Origin of the sequence: Polaribacter sp. R77954, assembly GCF_044595335.1 — a bacterium.
Lineage (GTDB): Bacteria > Bacteroidota > Bacteroidia > Flavobacteriales > Flavobacteriaceae > Polaribacter.
In genome coordinates, this window is the sequence record NZ_CP138992.1 from 2,243,304 (window position 1) to 2,262,311 (window position 19,008).

General features: G+C 32.3%; 15 protein-coding genes. 4 read left to right on the forward strand and 11 right to left on the reverse strand.

Annotated features, from left to right (window positions below; genetic code table 11):
- Nucleotides 1-5 precede the first annotated feature (5 nt).
- The 7 genes from truB to SJY27_RS09660 all read right to left on the reverse strand — a co-directional run bounded on the left by truB (nt 6) and on the right by SJY27_RS09660 (nt 7,389).
- A complete protein-coding gene (truB, locus tag SJY27_RS09630) occupies nt 6-710 on the reverse strand; it encodes a tRNA pseudouridine(55) synthase TruB (protein ID WP_397444615.1) in 705 nt (234 codons plus the stop codon).
- The gene (locus SJY27_RS09635; protein WP_397444616.1) at nt 710-1,504 is read right to left on the reverse strand and encodes an undecaprenyl-diphosphate phosphatase; all 795 of its coding nucleotides are present in this window, start codon (nt 1,502-1,504) and stop codon (nt 710-712) included. The genes truB and SJY27_RS09635 overlap by 1 nt, the downstream gene beginning before the upstream one ends.
- Nucleotides 1,505-1,507: 3 nt before the next feature.
- Nucleotides 1,508-1,750, reverse strand: coding sequence for a DUF3098 domain-containing protein (locus SJY27_RS09640; protein WP_397444617.1), 243 nt, complete (start codon nt 1,748-1,750; stop codon nt 1,508-1,510).
- Between the two features lie 5 nt (nt 1,751-1,755).
- Nucleotides 1,756-2,634 (reverse strand): cell division protein FtsX, encoded by an 879-nt coding sequence (locus SJY27_RS09645; protein ID WP_397444618.1) that lies wholly within the window; start codon nt 2,632-2,634, stop codon nt 1,756-1,758.
- 75 nt (nt 2,635-2,709) lie between these two features.
- A complete protein-coding gene (gene mce, locus SJY27_RS09650) occupies nt 2,710-3,111 on the reverse strand; it encodes a methylmalonyl-CoA epimerase (protein ID WP_397444619.1) in 402 nt (133 codons plus the stop codon).
- Between the two features lie 65 nt (nt 3,112-3,176).
- Entirely contained in the window at nt 3,177-4,619 is a 1,443-nt protein-coding gene (locus SJY27_RS09655) for a DUF5689 domain-containing protein (protein WP_397444620.1), read from the reverse strand.
- A 19-nt stretch (nt 4,620-4,638) separates the two neighbouring features.
- The gene (locus SJY27_RS09660) at nt 4,639-7,389 is read right to left on the reverse strand and encodes a carboxypeptidase-like regulatory domain-containing protein (protein WP_397444621.1); all 2,751 of its coding nucleotides are present in this window, start codon (nt 7,387-7,389) and stop codon (nt 4,639-4,641) included.
- Nucleotides 7,390-7,533: 144 nt separating this feature from the next.
- Here SJY27_RS09660 and SJY27_RS09665 point away from each other — a divergent pair, with 144 nt between their 5' ends.
- The 3 genes from SJY27_RS09665 (at nt 7,534) to SJY27_RS09675 (ending at nt 11,332) form a co-directional block, all read left to right on the forward strand.
- Nucleotides 7,534-8,589: an endonuclease/exonuclease/phosphatase family protein gene (locus tag SJY27_RS09665; protein WP_397444622.1), complete on the forward strand. Its 1,056-nt coding sequence runs from the start codon at nt 7,534-7,536 to the stop codon at nt 8,587-8,589.
- 63 nt (nt 8,590-8,652) lie between these two features.
- Nucleotides 8,653-10,329 carry an RluA family pseudouridine synthase gene (locus SJY27_RS09670; protein ID WP_397444623.1) on the forward strand — a complete coding sequence of 559 codons (1,677 nt, stop codon included), beginning with the start codon at nt 8,653-8,655 and terminating at the stop codon, nt 10,327-10,329.
- A gap of 40 nt (nt 10,330-10,369) precedes the next feature.
- Nucleotides 10,370-11,332 (forward strand): L-threonylcarbamoyladenylate synthase, encoded by a 963-nt coding sequence (locus SJY27_RS09675; RefSeq protein ID WP_397444624.1) that lies wholly within the window; start codon nt 10,370-10,372, stop codon nt 11,330-11,332.
- Here the strand turns inward: SJY27_RS09675 and SJY27_RS09680 are convergent, their stop codons facing one another.
- Both SJY27_RS09680 and SJY27_RS09685 read right to left on the reverse strand, forming a co-directional pair.
- A complete protein-coding gene (locus SJY27_RS09680) occupies nt 11,333-11,680 on the reverse strand; it encodes a phage holin family protein (RefSeq protein ID WP_397444625.1) in 348 nt (115 codons plus the stop codon).
- A 95-nt stretch (nt 11,681-11,775) separates the two neighbouring features.
- Entirely contained in the window at nt 11,776-13,095 is a 1,320-nt protein-coding gene (locus SJY27_RS09685) for a serine hydrolase domain-containing protein (protein ID WP_397444626.1), read from the reverse strand.
- 98 nt (nt 13,096-13,193) lie between these two features.
- Here SJY27_RS09685 and SJY27_RS09690 point away from each other — a divergent pair, with 98 nt between their 5' ends.
- Nucleotides 13,194-14,408 (forward strand): aminotransferase class V-fold PLP-dependent enzyme, encoded by a 1,215-nt coding sequence (locus SJY27_RS09690; protein ID WP_397444627.1) that lies wholly within the window; start codon nt 13,194-13,196, stop codon nt 14,406-14,408.
- Between the two features lie 80 nt (nt 14,409-14,488).
- Here the strand turns inward: SJY27_RS09690 and SJY27_RS09695 are convergent, their stop codons facing one another.
- Nucleotides 14,489-15,994, reverse strand: coding sequence for a G-D-S-L family lipolytic protein (locus SJY27_RS09695; RefSeq protein WP_397444628.1), 1,506 nt, complete (start codon nt 15,992-15,994; stop codon nt 14,489-14,491).
- 19 nt (nt 15,995-16,013) lie between these two features.
- Nucleotides 16,014-18,881, reverse strand: a complete 2,868-nt coding sequence (locus SJY27_RS09700; protein ID WP_397444629.1) for a TonB-dependent receptor — start codon at nt 18,879-18,881, stop codon at nt 16,014-16,016.
- Nucleotides 18,882-19,008 lie beyond the last annotated feature (127 nt).

A 19,008-nucleotide genomic window follows, 5' to 3' on the forward strand; every position in this document is an offset into this window, starting at 1 on the left:
ACACCTTATTCATTCAAACTCTCAATAAATTCATCTATTGAAACTGCATCAGCTACAGAAAAAGCTCCAATTTTGGTTCTTCTTAAGGTTGATAAATGTGCTCCAGAATTTAGAGCCAAACCAAAGTCATAAGCCAACGAACGAATGTAAGTTCCTTTACTGCAGACCACTCTAAAATCTACTTTTGGAAAATCAATATTGGTAATTTCAAATTCTTGAATAGTCACTGTACGTGATTTTATTTCTGTAGTTTCACCTTTTCTTGCCAATTCATACAAACGTTTGCCCTCTTTTTTAATGGCAGAAAAAATAGGTGGCTTTTGCTGAATATCACCTAAAAACTGTTTTGTAGTTTCTTTTAATAAAGCTTCGGTTATGTGTTTTGTAGAAAAGGTTTGGTTAATTTCTGTTTCTAAATCGTAACTTGGGGTTGTTGCACCAATTGTAAAAGTACCTGTGTATTCTTTAATTTGCCCTTGGTAAACATTTATTTGTTTGGTTTGTTTACCTGTACAAATAATTAATAAACCTGTAGCTAAAGGATCTAACGTACCTGCGTGCCCAACTTTAATTTTTTTAATTTTAAAGCGTTGTTTAATGTGCCAACGTATTTTATTTACAGCCTGAAAAGAGGTCCACGTTAGTGGTTTATCAATCAATAAAACCTGACCTTTTTTGAAATCTTCTTCGGTTTTCAATACTTTATACATTAACTTAAAAGTGCATAACCAATAGCAATTATACCTACAACTGCACAATAGATTGAAAAATATGATAATTTACTTTTCTTTACCAAAGCAATCATCCATTTACAAGCCAATAAACCCGATAAAAATGCAGCTACAAAACCCGCTGAAATAGCAATCATTTCTGAAGATTGAAAATTTAAATCGCCCCCTAAAACATCTTTCCCGATTTTACCAAAAATTAAAGGCACAACCATTAAAAATGAAAAACGTGCAGCTCTTGTTCTATCAATACCCAATAAAACCGAGGTAGAAATTGTGGCACCAGATCTAGAAATACCAGGTAACATTGCAATTGCTTGTGAAACCCCTATGATTACAGAGTTTGAAAAAGAAACTTCTTTATTGGTGTTTTTAGCTTTATCTGCCAACAATAATAGCACAGCTGTAACCAATAACATTACACCTACTAATAATATTTTTCCGCCAAAAAAAGATTCTAATTGTTCTTCAAAAACGAGCCCAACAACCACTGCAGGAATCATAGAAATGATGATTTTTAATGAGAATTTTAGTTCGTCATTCCATTTAAATTGAAATAATCCTTTTAAAATATCTGCTACTTCTTTTCTAAAAATAACCAATGTACTAAGGGCAGTTGCAAAATGCAAAACTACTGTAAACGTTAAACTTTCTTCTGGCACAGAAGTATCACCTAAAATAGCTTTTGCTAATTCTAAATGACCACTAGATGATACTGGTAAAAATTCGGTTAATCCTTGCACTATTCCAAGAATAATTGCTTCTAAAACATCCATAGCTTATTTTTTTGGGTCTACTAATATTGCGTAAATTTCTATTCCAAGGCCTATAATTACTAAAGTCGGCGCCAAACGAATTCGTTGCCAATTGTAGATTTCTTCGTTAAAAACGTTAGGGTCATCACTACCACCACCAGACATTGCAATAAAGCCAGCAGCAATAAACACAATACCTACAAGCATTATGATGTAGTTTTTTTTACCGAATAAAAATTCTTGTTCTTGATTAATTTCTTTTTTCATATTTATTAATAATAAAGTTCGTCTGTTTTTAAATTTAAAAAACGCTGAGTTGCAAAAAATGTACTTAGCCAAGTGATGATTAATGCTGATAAAATAACGCCACCTACAATATATGCTAAGGTGTTATAATCTTCTAAAAAATCTAAGCTTGGTATATATTTATCTAAATAATAGACTAAAACAGCTAAACCAATTAAAGCTAAAACTGCTCCAAGCATTCCTAATTTTATACTTCGCCAAATAAATGGCCTTCTAATAAAGCCTTTTGTTGCGCCTACCATTTGCATGGTTTTGATATTAAAACGTTTTGCATAAATGGATAAACGTATAGAACTGTTAATTAAAATCATTGCAATTAATGTAAAGAAACCACTTATAATCAACAACCAAAAGCTAATTCTTTTAATATTTTTGGTTAATAAATTTATCAATGGCTTGTCATAAGAAACGTCTGCAACAAACAGGTTTTTAGAAAATTTTTGTTCTAATGCTGCTACTTTTTCTGGGGTAACATAATCTGCTTTTAGGTAGATGTCAATTCCGTTTTTTAAAGGATTTTCTCCAAGAAACTCTAAAAAATCTTCACCAATTTCTTTACTATATTTTTTTGCAGCTTGTGTTTTGCTTATATAAATTGCTTTTTTTGTAAATTCTTCTTTTAAAAGCGATTCTCTAAAGGTTTTTATTTGCTTTTGAGTTACGTTATCTTTTATAAATAAAGTAATCGCAACTTTTTCTTTTACGTAATTGGCTACTTTAGTAGATTTTAAGACAATCAACCCTAAAACACCTACCATAAAAAGCACCAAAGCAATACTAATTACAACAGAAATGTAAGAAGATGCTAAACGTCTTTTTTGATAAGAGTCAAATTTTGATGACATTAAATAATCCTTTAAATAATGGTTGCAAGATAATAATTAGAAATTAGTTGATAGTACCTGTTTGCAGTATTTTAACTAATCGATTTCTTGGCATAGCTCTATAAGAACACCATTTGTTGATTTAGGGTGTAAAAAAGCTACTAATTTGTTGTCTGCTCCTTTTTTTGGTGTTTCATTTAAAATGATAAATCCTTCTTTTTTTAATCTTTTTATTTCTGAAACAATATCATCAACAGCAAAAGCAATATGATGTATTCCTTCGCCTTTTTTAGCAATAAACTTTGCAATCGGACTTTCAGCATTTGTGGCCTCTAACAACTCAATTTTATTAGGCCCCGATTTAAAAAAAGAAGTTTTTACACCTTCAGTAAGTACCTCTTCGATTTTATAATGTGCTTGCCCAAAAAGTGATGCAAATAAGGTATTCGATTTTTCTAAATCTTTTACTGCAATACCAATATGTTCTATTTTATTCATATTGTAAAAATAAAAAAACCAGTAGAAAAAATTCTACTGGTTTGTATTTTAAAATATTTTACAAATTAATCTGCTGCTATTTTAATATTATCTAACTCGTAAGTACCATCAAAAGCAGTTTCGCCACTTCCTGTATACTTAAATGCAAAATGTATTTTACCAGAACCACAAGATAAATCTACAATACCAGACTCGAACCAAGAAGAGAATGAATCTGTATCTTGAGTAATGTAAGCTGCAGGAACAACACCCCAAGTTGCAGTTGCTATTCCTTCTGTAGTTCCATCCCAGTTTTCTGAAAATAATAAATCTAAAGTACTAGAATCTGCAAAACTATTTGAAGTTTCAAAAGAAAGGGTAACATTGCTATTTGCATCTAAATCAATTTCTGGTGTAATTAACCAAGCCACTGTTCTATCGTCTCCAGATCTAAAAGAACCCACTGCTGCAGAGACTCCTTGAGATGCATTAGAACCTGTTGCTCTGTATGCTTCCCATGTTTCTGTACCTGCTTCTTGGTAGTTTGTCCAACCATTACCTGAAATTGGACTATTTGTACTTTGCGTTTCAAATGCATCTTCAAAAAGAATTGTTGTACCTTCTTCAGTTGCTGTACCACAATCTAATTCTGGTGGATCACATCTTTCACCAGTTACAATAATATCGTTCTTATCATTTAGTACTAAAATTAAGCTACTACCATCAAAAGTTTTTGAAACTACACTATTAATTGTAAAGCTTCCTGCTGGTAATGGTGCAAATTTAAAGGTAGCAAAAGAGCTAGTTTCTAAAGAAATAGAACCACCATCTGTACAACTTTCTAAAAAACGTTGTGTATCGAACTGCTCATCAGGATCACCAAAAGTTAAGTCCATAATTTCTTTATCAAATTGTGCATTTTCAACTTGTATAAACATCCCTAAATGTGCAGAAGAAATTTCAGATAAATTCATGGTTTTAGGTACTAAAGTTGCAGTTACTGAAGATCTAAACAAATTTTCTTCTATTTGTTTAACAGATAAATCATCTACAGCATCTCCGTTAGCAACACCACCAATAGTAATTACACCATCTCCAGTTCTTGTTTCTCCTATCAATAATCCGTTTAATTTTATATAAACTTCTCTACCAAAATTGTATTTGTTGTAGGTATCATTTAAATTCAACACCACTTTAATGGCTGCTGTTGGGTTTTCTGCAGCATCTTGAATGAATATTTCTTTAAAAAAGTTTCCTGTTCTATCTGATGAAGTAACATAGCCTTTTACTACTAAATCTGAGGTGATTTCAGTAGCCTCTCCTGTAAACAAGGTTTTAAGATTAGCAATCGAGATTAAATCTAAACTTCCATTAGGATTGTTTAAATCTGCTATAATATTCTCAACTTCTGTATTTTCTACAAGGCCTAAATCGCTAGGCACTGTATAATCTCCATCCTCTACACAAGAGTTTAAAGAAACTCCTATTATAAAGGCAAATGCCAAGATGATTATTTTATTTGTTTTCATATTCGTTTAATTATAATATTTAAAATCTTAAGTTTATGTTTAAAAAGTAGGTTGTACCTCTACCATACCAATATCTATTGCCAAATACTGGTTTATCTAACGCTTTATCGTCTCTTAATTGTCTAAAGTTTGCGTTTCTACCTTGTTCAAATCCACCAGATTTGTATTCTGTATTCAACAAATTATTTACTGTTGCAAATACACTGATAAATTTGTCTCCTATTTTCCAAGATTTACCACCAATTAAATTCACAACCATATAATCATCAAATTTTTCTTGTTGTAGTAATTCTCTTGCTAACTCAGTATCGTAATCTGAAAAAGGCAACCCATCTGCATCTTCATAAAAATTGGCAGAACGATTTAATGGGGCTACATCTACATAGATGTTAGAAAAGAAGTTTGCAGTGGCACCAAACCACCAATAATCTGGATCACGATATTCAAAACCAACAGAATAGGCATTCTGTGGCCCAGAAGCCAATTTGTAGTTTTCTAACAAAGACACATAATCTTTTGATCTAAAATCGCTATCAAAACCTCCATTATCTGCAACATCAGACGTAAGGTATAAATTCGGATTATTTGCGTACGTAAATTGACCTATTGAGGCTGCACCTTTTAACTTAATTGTAGGTGTAACTTGGGCTTCAATTCCTAATTCTACACCAATATGATCTTTTTCTATACCTGATAACACTTCTTGTACAAAGGCAGTATTGTCACCTCCAACTCCATCAGCAAAATAAAAAGATATTTCAGTAGCATCTTTTATATTGGTATAATAGGCTGTTAATCTTGATGTAATGATTGGGCTTCTTACAATATAGCTAAAGTCTGTAGAAAATACTTTTTCGCTTTGTAAATCATCTACTACATTGTTATTTTCTCTTGAATTAGAAAACGAGTTTCTGATAGTTGGTGCTTGTGTTAAATACGCAGCATTTACATCTAATAAATGACGACCAGTAATTTTATACGTTAACCCCCCTTTTACACCAAAATTGGTGAAATCTAATTTTTCTGACAACCCTAGAGAGTTGTTTTCGAAACGTCCATTTTGGTACAATCCTTCTCTTTGATGTGTTGTTCTAGACACATTAAAAGCCGTGTAAAAATCTACCTTATTGTATTTAAATTGTGCTTGTGTAAAGAAACCACGAACATCAGAATTTAAATTAAAATTATATCTAAACATATCTCCTTCACCTACCACTCTATTTGGTGCTAAAAGATTGTTTTGTTGCTTGTTTTCTGTATCTGCAAAAGGGTTGATGTCTAAATACCCTGTACCACCTAATAAATCTATAACTTCTGCAAAATTACTAGAACGTAATCTTTTATACTCTAACTTTGCATTTAAGGTAATATTATTAGTAATTTCTGTATTTAGAATACTATTTATTGTTAGTTGTTTATCATCATTTCTATCTTCATACAATACATAGGCATTATCTAAACCATTATTGGCATTGGTAACGTTGGCATCAATTATTCTATTCCAATCTAATTGACCATCATTTTCAAAACGTTCTCTAGCTTCGTAAGCCCCTGCTAAATCACCATCTCTTTCGTAATAACTTGGTAAATATTGATAATAGGTAGGGCTTGGATTTGCGCCTCCATTAAAATCGATACGACTGTTGCCTATTTTACCATATTGATATGCCAAGTTGGTTTGTAAAGTTGTTTTATCGGACATATCCCAATAATGATTCAACATTAAAATTGGCTCTTCTACTTCTTTTATTCTTGAGTTTGTTTTTTTACCATTTAAATACCCCCAATAATCATTATACGCAATACCTTTTAAATCGAAAACCTCTTGAGTATTAGGTGAAGATTTACCTCTTCTATTAGGTGTAAAAATAGATGTAAAATTAATGCTATGATTTTCGCCAATTTGTTTTTCTATAGATGCAAATAAAGAATACGCATTATAACTTGTACCTTCATTAAAACCCTCTAAACCTGACCTTCTACTACCAGAAAAGGTCATAGACCAGCCGCCTTCTAAAACACCTGTAGAGTGTGTTGCCATTACTCTATGCACATAACTTCTGTTAGAAGATGAATACGAAATTCTTGTACCTGCTCTTTGACCAGAAGCTCTAGTATCTATATTCGTAGATCCTAAAACACCACCAAAAGTGTAATTTGATGGAGATAAACCGTTACTAAACTCTTGATTGCGCAATACATCATTTAAACCACCCCAGTTACTCCACTGTGCTCTACCATCGTAAAGTTTGTTCATTTCTATACCATTAATAAGTACTTTTCCATTTCCAGAATCTAATCCTTTAATTCTAAAAAACGACGAACTGAATTCAAACGCAGCTGTTCTTAAATAGATGTCTCTAGTAGCTTGTAGCAAACCTGCAATATTATCTGCAGCACTAGCATCGTCATTTAATTCATCATCAGTAATGGTAATTAAACTTAAATCTTGGTCTTCTGCAATGTCTTTGTAAAAGAGGATTTCTCCTAAGTCTACAGTTTCTCCAGAAAGCTCTACAGGAAAGTTCTGAGTTTCATAACCCGCTAATTTAATCTCTACAATATAGCTTCCATTTGGTATGTTTTTTATCATAAATACCCCATCAGAACCAGTTTTTTGACTCAGATTGGTATTTACAACACTTACCAAAACACTCTGCAGAGGATTTTCAGAATCGCTATCTGAAACGATTCCTTTCACAATATTTTGTGCATTTGCTCCTAAAAAGAGAAATAACATCAGAAATATTGATAAAACAATTTTTCTCATAAATGTTTGATTGATTTTTTTAAATTTACCTGAAATAATATCAGCAAAATTAACAATTTTTAACAAACGCTTATGTTAAAATAACATTATATCATGTTTGGCTTACATTTTGTTTTATAAGTTTGCGATATAAAAATACAATCGATGAAAAATTACATCTCTTTTTTAACTATTCTTTTTTTAGGCATTTCAATAAGTACAGCCCAAAACAAAGGAAAACAATATAATATTAGAACCATTGCCTTTTATAATTTAGAGAATTTGTTTGACACCATTAATGATACTTCTATAAATGATGAAGCAAGCCCAATGATGGAGCTAAAATCTAATAGATCTAAAGTTTATTGGGATAAGATTGATAAATTAGGCAGTGTAATTGCGCAAATTGGTGAAGAGAAAGCCAAAACAAGCCCTGCTATTATTGGAGTTTCTGAGGTAGAAAATTTAAGTGTTTTAGAAGATTTGGTAAAAAACAAGCACTTAGCGAAGAAGAAATATGGTATTATTCATTATGATTCTCCAGACAAACGTGGTATTGATGTAGCCTTGTTATATCAAAAAAAATATTTTAAACCTGTTTTTCATGAAGCCTATAATCCTAATATTTATAGAGAAAACAGAAAAGTTTATACTAGAGATCAATTATTAGTTTCTGGTTATTTAGATGATGAATTGATTCACGTTATTGTAAACCACTGGCCTTCTAGAAGTGGTGGTGAAGCAAAAAGCAGGCCTTTGCGTGAAAAAGCGGCTTATCAAAACACAAAAATAATTGCCCAAGTGCGCGAAAAAGATCCCAATGCAAAAATTTTAATTATGGGCGATTTTAATGACGATCCTACTAATTCTAGCTTTAAAGAGGTTTTAAAAACCAAAGCAAAAAAGAAAAACGTAGGCGAGCTAGACATTTATAACCCTTATGAAGATTTGCATAGAAGAGGTTTTAATACTTTAGGCTACAGAGATAATATCAACCTATTTGACATGGTTTTAATTTCATCGCCATTATTAGATAAAGGCGAAAAAGATTTTTCTACTTATAAAATGTACCAAGCTAATATTTTTAACAAGCGTTTTTTAACAGGTAGAAAAGGGCAATTTAAAGGGTATCCTTTTAGAAGTTTTTCTTACGGTGGTTACACAGGTGGTTATTCAGATCATTACCCAGTGTATATGTATTTAATAAAAGAAAAAAGATAGATTTATACAACCAAAAAGCGTAACTGTCGTACTGTAAATTTAAAGTTTTGACACTTTTTTTGAATGAAATTAAAACACTTTTTACATTTTAAAACAGAGGTGTCTGGCATTCAGTTGCCTCAAAAATTTACTTTTCCATTTTACTATCAACCGCATCTTTTGGCACAAATTGCGGCTAACGAAATTCAAGAATATTTAGAACATCAGACCGATTTTAAACACAACTTTGGATTAAAACAAAGTAACACTAACCAAGCTATTGGTAAAATGTTTGGTGTTTTGGTTGTGCAAACTCAACAAAACGAAATAGGCTATTTAGCGGCTTTTTCTGGAAAATTAGATGACAATAGTTTGCCTGTAAAATTTGTTCCACCTGTTTTTAATATGAGAACTGATGGAAGCTTTTATACCAAAGGTGAATCTGAAATTGATGCAATCAATAAAAACCTTAGTCTTTTAGAAAAAAATAAAACCTATTTAAATTTAAGAGAAAAGCTCAATAACCTATCCTTAGAAATAGAAACCGACTTAGCATTTCAGAGAAAAAAAATGAAGCTTGCTAAAGCTGATAGAAAAGCAAGAAAAAAAAAGGGTATTACAAGCTTACATGAAAACGATTTTAAAAAACTAGTTTTAGAGTTACAGCACGAAAGTTACAATCAGCAGTTTTTCTACAAAGAATTGCAAGCATATTATCAAACTAAAATTGATAAAATACAAAATCAACTTTCTGTTTATGAGGATAAAATTGCAGCCTTAAAAAAACAACGAAAAGAAATATCAAATTATTTACAGCAAACTTTATTTGAACATTATGCTTTTTTGAATCAACAAAAAGAGCAAAAACATTTATTAGCTATTTTTAATAATCCAACCCTAAAACCACCTGCTGGTTCTGGCGAATGTGCTGCGCCTAAATTACTACAATATGCTTTTACCAATGATTTAAAACCGATTACAATGGCAGAATTCTGGTGGGGAATATCACCAAACTCGGCTGTAAGAAAACATAAAAACTATTATCCTGCTTGCCAAAGCAGATGTAAACCCATTTTAACACACATGCTTCAAGGTATTGAAATGGATAAAAATGTTTTATTAGAAAACTTAGCAAAAAACCAAGAACTTAAAATCATTTATGAAGATGATGTTTTAGTGGTTGTTAACAAACCTGCTGAGTTTTTATCTGTACCTGGAAAAGCGGTTAAAGATTCTGTGTATACTAGAATTAAAGAAAAATACCCAAATGCAACTGGTCCTTTAATTGTGCATAGGTTAGACATGTCTACCTCTGGTATTTTAGTATTAACAAAAACCAAAAAAGCCAATGCTTTTTTACAAAGTCAGTTTATAAAAAGAACAGTAAAAAAACGTTATATTGCTTTGTTAGATGGAGTTGTAACAAAGAAAAAAGGAACGATTCAGCTTCCTCTTCGTGTAGATTTAGAGGATAGGCCCAAGCAATTGGTAGATTTTAAACATGGCAAAAATGCAGAAACTAATTGGGAAATCATCAATATAAAAAATAACAAAACCCGTGTTTATTTTTATCCTGTTACTGGCAGAACGCATCAATTAAGAGTACATGCTGCGCATAAAAATGGCTTAAACATCCCTATTTTAGGCGATGATTTGTATGGTAAAAAATTAAACCGATTGCATTTACATGCCGAATTTATCGAGTTTTTACATCCATCAAACCAAAAAAAAATGAGTTTTAGAGTTGCTGCTGATTTTTAAAAAACTATTCATTTTAATGTGTAATTTTGCAATCGCAAAGATGAGTATTATTTCTAAAGACATACAAAAAGCAGTTGTTCTTTTAAACAACGAAGAATTGGTGGCCATACCTACAGAAACTGTATATGGTTTGGCTGGGAATATTTTTAGCGAAAAAGCGATTCAACGAATTTTTGAAACGAAAAAGCGTCCGTTTTTTAATCCTTTAATAGTTCATATTCCTTCAATAGATCGTTTAAATGATATTGTTGCAGAAGTACCACAAAAAGCAAAACTATTGGCCGAAACTTTTTGGCCAGGCTCTTTGACTTTAGTGTTAAAAAAACATCCTAAAATTCCTGATTTAATAACAGCAGGAAAAGATACTGTTGCTGTTCGTGTACCAAATCATCCAACCACTTTAGCACTTTTAAATCAGTTGAACTTTCCTTTGGCTGCACCAAGTGCGAATCCGTTTAACAACATAAGCCCTACAAAACCAGAACATGTAGAACGTTATTTTAAAAATGACATTAAAATGGTTTTAGATGGTGGTGCTTGTAAAAACGGCATAGAATCTACTATTATTGGATTTGATAAGGGAGAACCCATAATTTACAGATTAGGTGCTTTGGCTTTAGAAGATATTGAAGCTATTGTTGGAAAAGTTACTGTAAAGAACAAGAAAGAACAAGGCCCAGATGCCCCAGGAATGTTGCAAAAACATTATTCGCCATTAACTACAACCTTATTAACTTCTGATGTTGTAAAAACTGTTGAACAGCACCCTAATAAAAAAATAGGGCTGTTAACTTTAAGCAACTCTTATCAAAATAAAGCTGTACATAGTTCAATTGTTTTATCAACAACTAACAACCTACAAGAAGCTGCTTCAAAATTATATGATGCTTTGCATGTATTAGATCATCAAAAATTAGACATTATTGTTGTTGAAAAAATGCCTAATGTTGGTTTAGGAAAATCTATGAATGATCGTTTACAAAGGGCCGCTTTTCAAGAGTAATTACCTTTTTTCCTCTTTCAATAGCGAAAAGAGAAAAGATCTAAAAATTGACAGTAAAATACTAAAAAAGAAAGCTGCTAAAAACCCAGATACTGCAAAACCATCTACCAATTTATCTGCCAACAAAATAATAATTGCATTGATTACAAATAAAAACAAACCAAAAGTAACTAGGGTTGCTGGCAGTGTAAAAAAGATTAAAAGAGGTCTAACAAATAAATTTAGTAAAGAAATTACAATGGCCACAATTATTGCAGCTCCATAACCAGTAACAGCAACACCAGGTAAAATATTAGCTAAAACAACTACAGCTAAAGCCGTTAATAAAATTTTTAAAAAAGTTTTCATTTTGAGTGATTTTTAATCAATTGATTGCCAAAAACGTACCAAAACTAAATTCGGAAGTTTTGGCAGATTCACCCTTTCTTTTATAGGTTTTAAAACTAGTGTTCTATTGCCGCTAAAACTCCCTTTAAAAATTTATTTTCTTCCATCCAAGACAAGGCCATTCTAACAATCACCAAATCTTGATCTGGCAATACATACACTCTTTGGCCTTGATATCCATCCGCAAAAAACATGTTTTTTGGTACATCTTTCATTTGTCCTTCTGCGTTTAACCAAAATTGAGCGCCATAAGTTCCGTTTGAAGTTGGTGTAGGTGTTGATACATATTTTACCCAATCTTTAGCAAAGATCTGTTGTCCATTCCAATTCCCATTGTGCAAATACAGCAACCCAAACTTTCCCCAATCTCTTGGAGTTGCCCACGCATAAGAAGATGCTACATAGTTACCTGCCAAATCTGCTTCTAAAACCATAGAATTCATACCAATTTTATCAATTAAATCTGCATACCAATAATCTAAGTATTCTTGATGTGTTGCAAACTGACTTCTAACAATACCAGATAACAGATTGGATGTTCCAGAAGAATAATTCCAAGATGCATTGATTTTACCCGTTAATGGTTTATTTTCTTGCATTTTGGTCATATCTCTTTCTAAAAACAACATGGTGGTTGCATCAGAAATTTCGTCGTAGTTTTCATCCCATTCCAAACCAGAATTCATTTGCAGTAAATTATGAATCGTAATATTTTTACGTTCGTCATTTTGCCAAGAATCAATTGGTGCTTTATCTGTAATTTTTAATTTATTTTGATGTTGCATAACTCCGAAAACTGTACTCATAATACTTTTGGTCATAGACCATCCTAAAATTTTAGAATCTTTATTAAATCCTTCTGCGTATTTCTCTGCTATAATTTGATCTTTATAAATCACCACAACTGCTCGAGATTTATTTTTTCCAAAAACAGAAGCCACAGTTTCGTTTAGTTTTGTATAATCTACATTTGTAAAAATGGTATCTTTCTGTGCAGCATTTCCATAAGGATATGGAGTTATGTTATCTGGTTGTATTCTTTTAGGTGATAAATACGTAGCTGTTTCATCTTTTTTAGTTAGCGTTAAAACCGTACCTAAACCTTTTCTATAAATTGCTTTTCGAGTTAATAAACCAAATGCTGATGATGTTGCTACCTTTTTATTGGTATCAATTTCATCCGAAGCCAAATTTACAGGTGAAAAATTATTGTCGGTTTTATCTGTAAATTCTAAGGTTCTATTAGCTACAAAAACCGATGACGCTGTGTTTTTGGCAGAATATCCAGATAATATATTCAATTTTGGATAGTTGAAAAACACTACCAAAATAATAGCGATGAATAATACAATCAGAATACGTTTAAAGATTTTCATTTCGAAATGGTTTAGTTATGTAAAAATAAGAAATTCATATTGTCTTTTGTATCTGTTTCAAAAATCAAGGTTTATCTTTGTACTTTAAACCGATTTCTATGTTCAATGTTGATAAAATTCGTGAAGATTTCCCTATTTTAAAAAGAAAAGTACACGGAAAACCTTTGGTGTATTTTGATAATGCTGCAACTTCACAAACACCACAAATTGTGATTGATACGATTGTTGATTATTACAGCAATTACAATGCAAATATTCACAGAGGTGTGCATACCTTAAGCCAAGAAGCAACTGATAAATATGAAGAAGCTCGTATTAAAATTCAACATCATTTTAATGCAAAAGAAGCTTACGAAATTATTTTAACTTCGGGCACTACACATAGTATAAATATGGTTGCATCAGGATTTGCATCTCTTTTAAATAAAGGTGATGAAATTATTGTTTCTGCCTTAGAACATCATTCTAATATTGTGCCTTGGCAAATGTTGTGCGAAAAAACAGGCGCTATTTTAAAAGTAATTCCGATGACTGATGAAGGTTCTTTAGACATGGAAACTTATCATCAATTATTGAATGAAAAGACTAAATTAGTTTTCTCAAATCACGTTTCTAACGCTTTAGGAACTGTGAACCCTATAGAAGAAATTATTGATGCTGCTCATAAATTTGGTGCTGCTGTTTTAATAGATGGTGCACAAGCAACACCACATATAAAACCAGATGTACAAGCTTTAAATGTTGATTTTTACGTGGCTTCTGCACATAAATTATGTGGACCAACAGGAGTGGGAATGCTGTATGGAAAGCAAGAATGGTTAGAAAAATTACCTCCCTACCAAGGTGGAGGAGAAATGATAGCTACAGTTTCTTTTGAAAAAACGACGTATGCAGGTTTGCCTCATAAATTTGAAGCAGGAACGCCTAATATTTGTGGTGGAATTGCCTTTGGTGCTGCAATTGACTATATGAATTCTGTGGGTTTTGATACTATTGCAGCTTATGAAAATGAGCTTTTAGAATATGGAACATCTGAATTATTAAAAATTGATGGTTTAAAAATCTATGGAACATCCGCAGAAAAAACGGCTGTTATTTCATTTAATATTGATGCTATTCACCCTTATGATATTGGTGCTATTTTAGACAAACTAGGTATTGCTGTTAGAACTGGGCATCATTGTGCACAACCCATTATGGATTATTATCAAATTCCAGGTACTATAAGGGCTTCTTTTAGTTTTTACAATACAAAAGAAGAAATAGATATTTTTATTGCGGGTGTAAAACGTGCAAAAATGATGTTATCTTAAATAAAAGATGATTTTAAATATTAAAAAAGGTTGAGAAAATTTCTCAACCTTTTTTAATTCCTCTAATCTTTGCAAATTTTCTATCTTAATGTAGGAGAATAATTTGTAGGGTAATCACCAGCTTTTGCAAGACCATCTGTAGCCTCTGTAAAGTTAGATCCGTATTTTTCATCAATAGCTTTTAAGAAACTATTAGCCATATAAGCATATCCTCTAGCAGTTAAATGAACGCCATCTAAACTTACCAATCCACCAAAAACTAAACTAGTATTCATAGAATATTCATCAAAAGTAATACCTGTATCTGTTGCCTCTACCAAAACAGCATTCAGATCTACTAAAGCTAAATCTTTACTAGCTGCTATAGCCGCAATTGAAGCATTGTATGCGTTTGTTGCATTAGCAATCTCTTCTTGCTCTTCTGGTGTTAAAACATAAGTATCTGATAATGGCACTGCAGTACCACCACCTGATGGCAGAATTGAACCAGCTGTTAGCGTTATTAAATCTTCTGGTGTTGCTTGTCTATATTGTGGAATTGCTGCAAATGCAGGGTTAATAGCTCCTAAATTTGTTAAATTTTCATCTACAATAACTACAGCATTTTGACCCGCCGAAAAACTAATTGTTCTCTTTGCAACCTCTTCTTCACTCAATAAACCTGTTCCTGCTAAAGCAGCAAAAGCTTGTTGTAGCCCTGCATTATAAGCTGCATAACCAGCATTTAATTGAGCAGCAGTTGCTTCATCTAAAGGCACAGCATTATAAGCTACTGTTGTAAAAAAAGATAAACTCGTAATATCTGGCAAGTTACCAATAGCTCCTTTAGCTCCATTTGCAGTTAAGCCATTTACTAAAGCATTTAAAGAAGCATCAAAAGTTGCAATATCAGTAATTGGATTTGATCCATCACCTCCTGTAGTTGCATAACCTAAAACGTCATTACCACCTACTTCTGACAATGTGAAAAATGTTGGGTTTTGCTCTATAGCTAATTCTAAAATAGATTTGTTAGGTGAAGAACCCGTCATTCTTATGGCGTAAGGATTAGCTAAGCCTGCTGCAAAGTTATTTAGGTTGCCAAAACCAGGTGCAACCAAATGAAAGCTTTTAGCACCAGGAACTCCTAAGTTGTTAAAAGGTCCTGTTGGATTATTTAAAGCAAAATCAGTTGTTGACATTGCTGAAGGATCAACAGCTTGTAATGGCACAGGTCCTGCACCTCCAAAAACCAATCTTTCTGAAAACAATCTTTGCGAACTTGCTGGATCTATTACTGGATTTCCTGCTAAAATAAGCCCCCCAAAATTATCATTCATAAGTGGTTGCGTAAAATCGGTTCTAAATTTTGACGCTAAAATATTTGGAAACGAATTTTCTTGAGTTGCTTTAAAAAGACCATTATCTGTAAAGCCTGCTGTAAAAGATGCCCCAACAGCAACATAACTAGAAAAGTCTAAACCGTTTGTATTTAATTCTACTACAGGTACAACTTCTGCTTCGATTTCATCTAAATCATTATTCACATCACAAGAAATAATGCTTAATGATAATAGAAATAAACCTATATATTTATAATTTTTCATAAAATACTTAAAATTTTTATTAGTTATTAATTGTCCATGCTAAATAATATTGAGAACCAATTGCGCCAACTCCAGGTGCACTTAAATACTCTTGCCCTGTTAAGTTAGCACCTCCTAATTTAAACACAGATTTAATACTTGGTACTGCATAGTTGATTTGGGCATCAATAACAGTTCTGGCTTCGATAGTTGCATCCATAAAAGTAGACTCCCATAAATACTCATCTTGCCATCTTGCATTGATGTTAAATCCGAAATTTTCGAATAAATCTGTTTTACCAAACTGTATTTTAACTTTGTGCTCTGGCGTATTGAAACCCGCTTCAAAATCTGGATCTGTAGATTGATCAAAATCAAACTTGGCATACGTATAATTTAGGCCTAAATTAAAACCATTAAATATTCTGGTATTTAAACCAATTGATGCTCCATAAGAATTGATATCGGCTGCAGAATTTGTATAGGTTTGAAAAACAGTAAAATCATCACTAGCTAATGCTGCAATGGCTAAAGGAACTTGTGCTCCTCCAGGACCAATAGGTGCTGTATCAGATAAATTTGTTTGCCCATAAAAAGGAACAACAACATTTTTATTGGCGATAAAATCTTCATAATTATTGTAGTACACACTCAAATCTACTGTTACTCTTTGATCACCAGCATTTACTAAACCTCTATACCCAATTTCAACAGCAGTTACTCTTTCTGGCCTAACCAAATCTACATTTACGGCCTCTGGTGCAGCCAATTGTCCTGCAGCAAAAGCGGTTACAGAAGATGCTGTAAACGCGTTTTCGTAAGCATCTCTACCAGAAACTGCAATTGTAGGTGAACCCGTAAAGTTTTGCCCATTACCACTAACAATTAATGGTTGTGTTTGATATCTATCTAAATTATCAGGTGCAGAACCAACTAAATAGGCTCTACCTGCATTTAATCCAATATATTGGTCTTGTGTTGTTGGGTTTCTAAAACCTGTTTGAAAAGAGGCTCTAAAATTTTGATTTTTATTGTCTCCAGCAGCATAAGCTAAAGAGACTCTTGGAGATACATTTCCATCAAAATTTTGTGCTTTATCATAACGTACAGACATCGTTAATTTTAAACGATCTTCTTCTAGAAACTTCTTTTGCATCTGTGTATAAACTCCATATTCATCATAATTAATAGGTCCGTCATAATCTGTAAAAATACTTCCATTAGAGTTTAATGAATACAATCTGTAAGAACCACCAACTTGAAATTCAGCCCAATCTATGAGATCTTGAAAATTGTAATTTGCATCTGCGTGATATAACTTTGTATTGTCTTGAAATTTTGAACCAGTAATTAAGTCAGGATCAGCAGTAACGCTATCAAAAGCTTCTTGAAACTCTTCTGTACCTGGCAATAATCTACCTGTTTCTGCAGTTTGTCTTGCTACAGCATGTGCTTGGTCTGAATTTGCACCTGCCAAGGTACTTTGTAAATACGCCCCAACATACTCTCCAAACCATGTATTATCGTCTTTCCAAGCTCTGTTGATATTAATTGCAGCGAAACGAGTATCGTAAGAATTCCCAGCATCTTCACTTGTTAAATATCCTCTTACAAAGAAATTTCTACCTCTAAATTCTAATTTATGTTGCTCCATAAAAAAGTCTTGAATATTATATCTATTTGTTCCTTGATAAATGGTATTACCTACCCCAAATTTAGAGTTCCAAATTACCTCTAATCGATCATCTCCAAAAGGACGATAATTTAAAGAACCTCCAAATTTTACACTTTTCGCTTCATAATTCATCAAATTTCTTTCATCATAACCTGTTCTACTAATATTTTCACTTGGTATTAAAGCTGATGCTCCATTTGGTATAATTCCTAAACCCTCTAAAGTTTCTGCAACCCCTTTTATATTGGTAGTAACCTCATCTCCATATACATTTAAACCATCATAGTTTCTATCAGAATTTCTATCTCCAGGAATAAAGTCTCCATCTAATGCAGAACCCTCTCTACTGTTTCTATAATCAGTAGCAAACCATTCTGTACCATCTAAAAACGCTAAAGTTGCTTTTGCTGCAAACTTTTCAGAAAAAGCGTACGCCATTCTTAAATTAACGTCTGTATATAAATTATTTCCTGCAGCTTCTTGACTGGTAGCACCTCCTTTAATAGAAACACTAATACCTTGATCTTCAAAAGGATTTTTACTGGTCATAAACATAATTCCATTAAATGCATTTGCCCCATATAATGCAGAGGATGCACCTGGTAATAATTCAACAGTTTTTACATCTAACTCAGACATCCCTAATAAATTACCTAATGCAAAATTTAAGGCTGGTGATGAATTATCCATACCATCTACCAACTGCATAAAACGAGTATTTGCAAACGTAGCAAAACCACGGGTATTTATAGATTTAAATGTTAAACTGTTGGTGTTTACATCTACCCCTTTTAAATTTTCTAAACCATCATAAAACGACGGAGATGACGTATTTTTAATGGCTCTTGTATCCATTCTTTCTACGGTTACTGGAGACTCCATAATACGTTCTGGAGTTCTAGACGCAGAAACTACAATTTCATCTAATGCAGTTTCATTTTCATTAAGTTTTACTTCAACTTTTTCATTATTTTTTGTGATTTCAACTTTTGTTATCTGAAATCCTAACATAGAAACCTCTAAGGTAAAAGGTGGATTATCTGTAACTTTTAATACAAAATCTCCATCAAAATCTGAAGTGGTACCTACGGCTTTTCCAGAAATTTTAATGTTTGCTCCAGGAAGTGTTTCTCCTGTTTTTGCGTCTTTTACTGTTCCAGTAACAACGGTTTGCCCCACCATTGCTAAACTACTGAAAACTGCAAATACAATTAGTAAAATCTTTTTTATCATAATTTGAATTAATTTGTTAACGGTTGTGCAAAATACGACTTTTTTTGAATTTCTAAATAAATCATCACTTAATTTGTGATTATAATAAATTAAACCGAATTAATTTGCCATTTAGATACCTGAAAAC

Bases quoted from the DNA above. Each gene is read 5' to 3' on its own strand.
- truB (WP_397444615.1), bottom strand. From the start codon at position 710: ATGTATAAAGTATTGAAAACCGAAGAAGATTTCAAAAAAGGTCAGGTT.
- SJY27_RS09635 (WP_397444616.1), bottom strand. From the start codon at position 1,504: ATGGATGTTTTAGAAGCAATTATTCTTGGAATAGTGCAAGGATTAACC.
- SJY27_RS09640 (WP_397444617.1), bottom strand. From the start codon at position 1,750: ATGAAAAAAGAAATTAATCAAGAACAAGAATTTTTATTCGGTAAAAAA.
- SJY27_RS09645 (WP_397444618.1), bottom strand. From the start codon at position 2,634: ATGTCATCAAAATTTGACTCTTATCAAAAAAGACGTTTAGCATCTTCT.
- mce (WP_397444619.1), bottom strand. From the start codon at position 3,111: ATGAATAAAATAGAACATATTGGTATTGCAGTAAAAGATTTAGAAAAA.
- SJY27_RS09655 (WP_397444620.1), bottom strand. From the start codon at position 4,619: ATGAAAACAAATAAAATAATCATCTTGGCATTTGCCTTTATAATAGGA.
- SJY27_RS09660 (WP_397444621.1), bottom strand. From the start codon at position 7,389: ATGAGAAAAATTGTTTTATCAATATTTCTGATGTTATTTCTCTTTTTA.
- SJY27_RS09665 (WP_397444622.1), top strand. From the start codon at position 7,534: ATGAAAAATTACATCTCTTTTTTAACTATTCTTTTTTTAGGCATTTCA.
- SJY27_RS09670 (WP_397444623.1), top strand. From the start codon at position 8,653: ATGAAATTAAAACACTTTTTACATTTTAAAACAGAGGTGTCTGGCATT.
- SJY27_RS09675 (WP_397444624.1), top strand. From the start codon at position 10,370: ATGAGTATTATTTCTAAAGACATACAAAAAGCAGTTGTTCTTTTAAAC.
- SJY27_RS09680 (WP_397444625.1), bottom strand. From the start codon at position 11,680: ATGAAAACTTTTTTAAAAATTTTATTAACGGCTTTAGCTGTAGTTGTT.
- SJY27_RS09685 (WP_397444626.1), bottom strand. From the start codon at position 13,095: ATGAAAATCTTTAAACGTATTCTGATTGTATTATTCATCGCTATTATT.
- SJY27_RS09690 (WP_397444627.1), top strand. From the start codon at position 13,194: ATGTTCAATGTTGATAAAATTCGTGAAGATTTCCCTATTTTAAAAAGA.
- SJY27_RS09695 (WP_397444628.1), bottom strand. From the start codon at position 15,994: ATGAAAAATTATAAATATATAGGTTTATTTCTATTATCATTAAGCATT.
- SJY27_RS09700 (WP_397444629.1), bottom strand. From the start codon at position 18,881: ATGATAAAAAAGATTTTACTAATTGTATTTGCAGTTTTCAGTAGTTTA.